This is a genomic window from Aeromonas sp. QDB18 (assembly GCF_027705325.1).
GTDB lineage: Bacteria > Pseudomonadota > Gammaproteobacteria > Enterobacterales > Aeromonadaceae > Aeromonas > Aeromonas caviae.
The window spans coordinates 1-5,052 of record NZ_JAPDBQ010000207.1 but is presented as its reverse complement, the minus strand read 5'-3'; the positions used below and the strand labels follow the sequence as shown (position 1 = coordinate 5,052).

General features: G+C 51.6%; 4 protein-coding genes. All 4 read right to left on the bottom strand.

Features of this window, described 5'->3' with window-relative positions:
- Positions 1-204 precede the first annotated feature (204 nt).
- The 4 genes from OKC30_RS19815 to OKC30_RS19800 all read right to left on the bottom strand — a co-directional run bounded on the left by OKC30_RS19815 (position 205) and on the right by OKC30_RS19800 (position 4,688).
- A complete protein-coding gene (locus OKC30_RS19815; protein ID WP_270809772.1) occupies positions 205-1,227 on the bottom strand; it encodes a glycosyltransferase family 1 protein in 1,023 nt (340 codons plus the stop codon).
- On the bottom strand, positions 1,215-3,203 hold the full coding sequence (locus OKC30_RS19810) for a glycosyltransferase family 2 protein (protein ID WP_270809770.1): 1,989 nt from the start codon (positions 3,201-3,203) through the stop codon (positions 1,215-1,217). The genes OKC30_RS19815 and OKC30_RS19810 overlap by 13 nt, the downstream gene beginning before the upstream one ends.
- A gap of 118 nt (positions 3,204-3,321) precedes the next feature.
- A complete protein-coding gene (locus tag OKC30_RS19805) occupies positions 3,322-4,269 on the bottom strand; it encodes a glycosyltransferase family 92 protein (RefSeq protein WP_235673885.1) in 948 nt (315 codons plus the stop codon).
- 38 nt (positions 4,270-4,307) lie between these two features.
- A complete protein-coding gene (locus OKC30_RS19800; protein ID WP_270809769.1) occupies positions 4,308-4,688 on the bottom strand; it encodes a hypothetical protein in 381 nt (126 codons plus the stop codon).
- Positions 4,689-5,052 lie beyond the last annotated feature (364 nt).

Genomic DNA, 5,052 nt, shown 5'->3' with positions numbered 1-5,052 from the left:
CAGTGCCATAGTCCTTGAAAAAATCAAACAGGCTGTAGCCTTTCTGGAATTGGACTTTGCTTTTGGCCATGATCTCGCACCTCAGTAACTGTACGTAAGATCAGTATAGCTCGTGGTGACTGCTAATCATGGGTAATCAGGTAATTATATGTCATAGTCGTGAGCAGTATAATGATAGGTATTTTTATTGCTTGACATCAATGTTTAGCAAGAGCGTATGGCCGATTGCTTGGCATTATGGGCAAGTTGCATTCTTTTTTCATGAGAGTGAGCCAGTGTTTTAATTGCATTTACCCATAGTTCACTGTCATTCTCAAGCAAAATGCCATTGACATTCTGCGTCACCACTCCTTTATAGGGGGCTCGGTTGCTATATATTCCTACCGCGCCCATACGGACAAAATCATAGAACTTGACGGGCCCTCTCCCGGCATTAAACGCAGAGTCAAGCAAAGGGGCTAAACCGATATCTATACGTTGAGTTTTGGTATATACCAAGTAGTTTTCCCAAGTCATGGGATGAAGTACAGTCACTCTAGGTGTATTACGATAGAGTTTGTATATATCATGTTCGCCAAATATTTCAAATGTAACATTATGGCAGAGATTCATGACTTGGTTAATAACTTCATACAGCCAGATTTTTTCATCCCGATGAGAGCTGGTGCCATGATATGCAATTCTCAGCATGGGAGTGTGCTCAAGTAAAATGTTGGAAGGCATCGGGTTGATAATTTTTGGATCGAACGCAGAGTACTTTTTTGCTAGATAGGGTGTGGATACCCAAAACTCATCACAATACGCGGTAATCCACCTGTGCTGAGCCGAGGCGCGGCGCAGTATTTTCTTGCGATATTCTTTAGGTAGTCGTTGCAATGCAGTTGGATCCAGCAAGTCATCATCCATGAAATAAATGATTCTTGATAGCTTATCAATGTCCAACTCAAATTTAGCCTGCCAGTGTGAAGATATAAATCTGATGATGACGATAGCATCGTCAGATTGGATTGAAAGATGGCTAAGGTCGTTACCGTCTTTTAGTATTACCTCTATATCTTTAAACTGTGCAGCTATACTCTGTTGAAAATAGGCCAGTGTCGGCGAATTCCCTTCATGTAATATAATAACACGTCGACATGGGCCATGTAGTAGAGAGCTAAGACTATGTTCTTTTTTATTTAATTTTCGGTATTTTTTGAATAATACCTTTCTGATCATTTCATCCATGGCAATACCACATTGGGAGCATGACTAAGCGAGAAATCTGGGCGGTCATAGCTCAAATTGGGATTATAAGCAGGATCGTGCTTCAGCCGCTGCGCCCAGCGTTTTTTCATATAGCGCAGTTCCTTTTGTGCTCGTGCCAACTGCTGTGGCGTCACGTCCTTGCCACGAGAGACCGACTCATGGTGATAGAGTTCGGCAAACGGGGTCCAGACAATTCGCCAGCCAGCCTCACCAGCCCGTAGGCAATAATCCACATCGTTGAAGGCAACGGGCAGATTGAGATCATCAAGACCACCCAGTGACAAGAACAACTCTCGATGGGTCAGCAAGCAAGCTGCAGTGACGGCAGAGAGTTCTTGCGCACAGACGGCCCTGCGCTGATAACCGGGGTCATCAGCGGTGAGGCCTACATGAAAGTGATCGGCGCAACCACCAGGACCGACGGCATCGCCACCATGCTGTACTCTACCGTCGCCGAAATAGAGCTTGGCACCCACCACGCCGACGCCTGGACGCAGCAGATGAGAGACCATCTCTTCCAACCAGCTCGGACTCATGACTTCTGTGTCGTTATTGAGCAGGCAGATGAGCTCACCACTGGCCTGGCCAACGGCCGCATTGTTAATGGCCGAATAGTTGAACGGATGATCATAAGGGATCACCCGCACCCCGTATTCCTGGGCTGCATGGGCCAGATAGGCCAGGGTATCGACCTCGTCACTCTGGTTGTCCATCACCAGGATTTCCAGATTGGGATAGCGTGTCTGCCGTACCAGACTGTCAATGCAGGGCTTGAGATGAGCCAGGCCATTGCGGGTGGGGATGACCACCGATACCCGAGGCAATTGGGCTGGCAGTGGCCAGTGCCAACGACAGATACCGTGGGGCGCAGGGGATAGCGTCACACCCGAAGGCATCACTTGGCTCGCCTGAGCGATCAGCCCATGATCATCCTGCTCTTCACCGGGTTGATGCATCATCAGCACCGGAATATGTGCTATCTGTCCTGCATCCAACTGCCGGGAAAGTAGCAGCCATTGGTGATGACAGCTGACCCGGTCGGCAGGCACGAGAGGTTCACCTTGCTCGCGCCACAGGGCACACCAACCTATGTAGTTCTGGCCGTGCAGCAGTGTTTCATTCCAATCCGGTTTGAAGTGGGGAGAGTGGCGTTTGCCACTGTGATCCAGCAGATCGTGATCCCCGTAGATCCATTTTACATGAGGAGTCATACGTAACTGGTTGGCGACCCAAAAGAGCGCGGCAGGCGCGATCTCTGCCCCAAGGGGGATGGCCCAATGCCAGGTTTCGGCAGTGTGCTCCGACTCAGGTCTGTCAGCGCTCTGCTCCAGCAAGGTGACATGGCTTGTCGGGTAGCAGAGTGTCTCTATGCTGGCAAGGGTGCGCTGCCGTGCCGTGCTATCTCCTTCCCCCACCAGATGCAGACAGACATGGGGCAAGTTGTCCCAACGAGCCAGCACACGGGTGATCATCTGGCGATCACCTGGCAGCAAGGTATCGAAGCTGGCCAGCCAGTGTTCGTAGGCGTGCAGGGGTCTGTCATCACGCAGATTGCCAACCAGTTCATATGCCAGAGGAAGATTGGTGAACCACAGATGCCAGGATAACCCCAGTCGCCTGCGCTTTTGAGCATTCAGCTGCCCGTAGAAGGGCCATACCCGGCGTAGACGGCGCCAGAGGCTCTCGATGGACGACACCTGACGAATCTGGCCGACCTCAACCTGGCAATCAGCCCCTTCACTGCTCGCCAACAGGGCGAGTTGACTGGCCCCCTTGGGGAGATGGACCAGCTCTTGCAATGTGCCACGGCGCGTTACGGGCAGTGTTTTTTCATGCCAGCGTCCCTGGCGGCATTGCCAGCGTAACCGGGTTTCCCCCCGTGGCTGACGAGCCTGGACTTTGCCCTGAATAAAGAGCCAGCCAGATCGCAACGAAAAAGAGTCTGGCAGCGTCAAGGGCTGCCAATGGCAATCGCTATGCATAACAAGTTTCACAATCCGAAGAAGAGGGCACCCAGTTTGGCCACAGGCGTGACCGGCAAACGTGGGTAAGAGAAACACTAATGTGGCGGTGTCAACCCATCCATTTCTTCATTCTGGCACCAAGCCAGGAGCGACCAGAGGGGGAGCCATCTGCAGGAAGGGCTGCGAGTCGCTCGTTCAGGGCGGCCATTTCTGCTTTTACTCTGGGGGCCAGGGCGGCGGCAAGCAGACAAGTCTCATCGTTGCGATCATGGGCCTTGAAATAGGCCTTGTGCTTGACCCGGTTCGCGGTGGCCGCACTGCCCCGCAGATGCTTGCCGAGCAGAAACTCTTCCAGTGATTTGACGGCATAGTGATTAACCCTCACCCCGCTCCAGAGCACCTCGGCACTGACTCCGTTGCCATGCTTGGGATGCAGTATCACGTCATTGCCCAAGGCATCGACATAACGGCCATAGCGCAAGTCGGCGTAGTGAGGATTATGAAAACGATTCACCCGCTGTGGCCTCACGACGCTTTTGAAATTGTGGTGAACATTGAAAGATTGAGGCGCGCGCTTGGTAAAACGCTCAGTCACCAGGCCGTCCTCGGCAAACAGCTCGCCACTGGAACCAAAATTTGACCAGTTCAGGGCGAGAGCACTGACGCTCTCATCCTGAAAGCGGGAAGCAAGAAAATCGGTCAGCCCAAGATCATCAGTCAATGGCAATAAAAATTCATCGGCATCGATAAAGGCAAGCAGATCAACCTCGGGGGGGCAGCTACGCAATATACGCTCGTAGGCAGGTAATTGCGGTTTTTGATTATCCAGATCGGGCTGCTCAAATGTGCTCACAATCCCCAATCTGGCGAGAGAGGCAAGCAGTTCTGTACTGCCGTCGCGACTACCATTATCGGCAATCATAAATCCGGTCACACCTAATACCCGGTGGTAGGCAATCCACTCAAGCAGACCTGAATATTCATCTTTAATGATGGCAGCAATATAGAGGTTCAATTTATCGTCCAATTGATAATCAGGGTGTAGTGCCGGTTTCATCCTATAGATGAATACCGGCACAAATTAGCGCGGTTGCCTTATATGGCGTGGGAGAAGGTCAACTCCTCCAGCCAGGTAATGAGGCCATCAGACTCCAACCCCAGGGTGATACGGTCAGAGAAGGGCACAGCGATATTGAAGCCGCAGCACAATCCAGGGTGATTGTCTGCAGGTTGCTGCAAGATGGCAGCAACAACGTCAGGCCGTTTGGTATTGAACGCAAAGCTGTATGTGGCAAAACCAGTCTTGATGGCAAGCCGGGGGGAGGCCTCTCCTTGTGCCAGCAGCCACCCCTGAAGCACGATACGGCCATGGGTGAGGGTGAACGGCTCCTTGCGTGAAGGTGAATCGATATGCCAGCGCAACTGGCTACCCTGGGTAACCAGTGGCGATGTTGTCAGGGTGTAGGTGGTTGTCATCCTGTTTTGATACTCGTGTCATTTTATTGTTGTGAGGTGCGTTGGCAGAGTTGACCAGACTCAGGTCATGCCAGTCGCTTTGGGTGCAGAGAGTCTACCCCAACTCTGGGGGTAGTTGTCATCCTCTGGCCTTTCCTTGCCTATCTTGTGGCACCGGTCACTCAGTAACTGGGCGCGTTTGTTCAGGCAGTGTGCGCCGACGAGTCGTGGGAGGCTTGCATATCCTCTTCTTGTACAGTTACTCGCCGTCCGTTTATTCGGTCAATGATGGTAGTTTTGGCGCATCCAGGGAAGGTGCGAATAAGTCATATGGCACGAGAGCATTTACTGGTAACCCATTGATATTAAATGACTAAAATTTTCA

Bases quoted from the DNA above. Each gene is read 5' to 3' on its own strand.
- OKC30_RS19805 (WP_235673885.1), bottom strand. From the start codon at position 4,269: ATGAAACCGGCACTACACCCTGATTATCAATTGGACGATAAATTGAAC.
- OKC30_RS19815 (WP_270809772.1), bottom strand. From the start codon at position 1,227: ATGGATGAAATGATCAGAAAGGTATTATTCAAAAAATACCGAAAATTA.
- OKC30_RS19800 (WP_270809769.1), bottom strand. From the start codon at position 4,688: ATGACAACCACCTACACCCTGACAACATCGCCACTGGTTACCCAGGGT.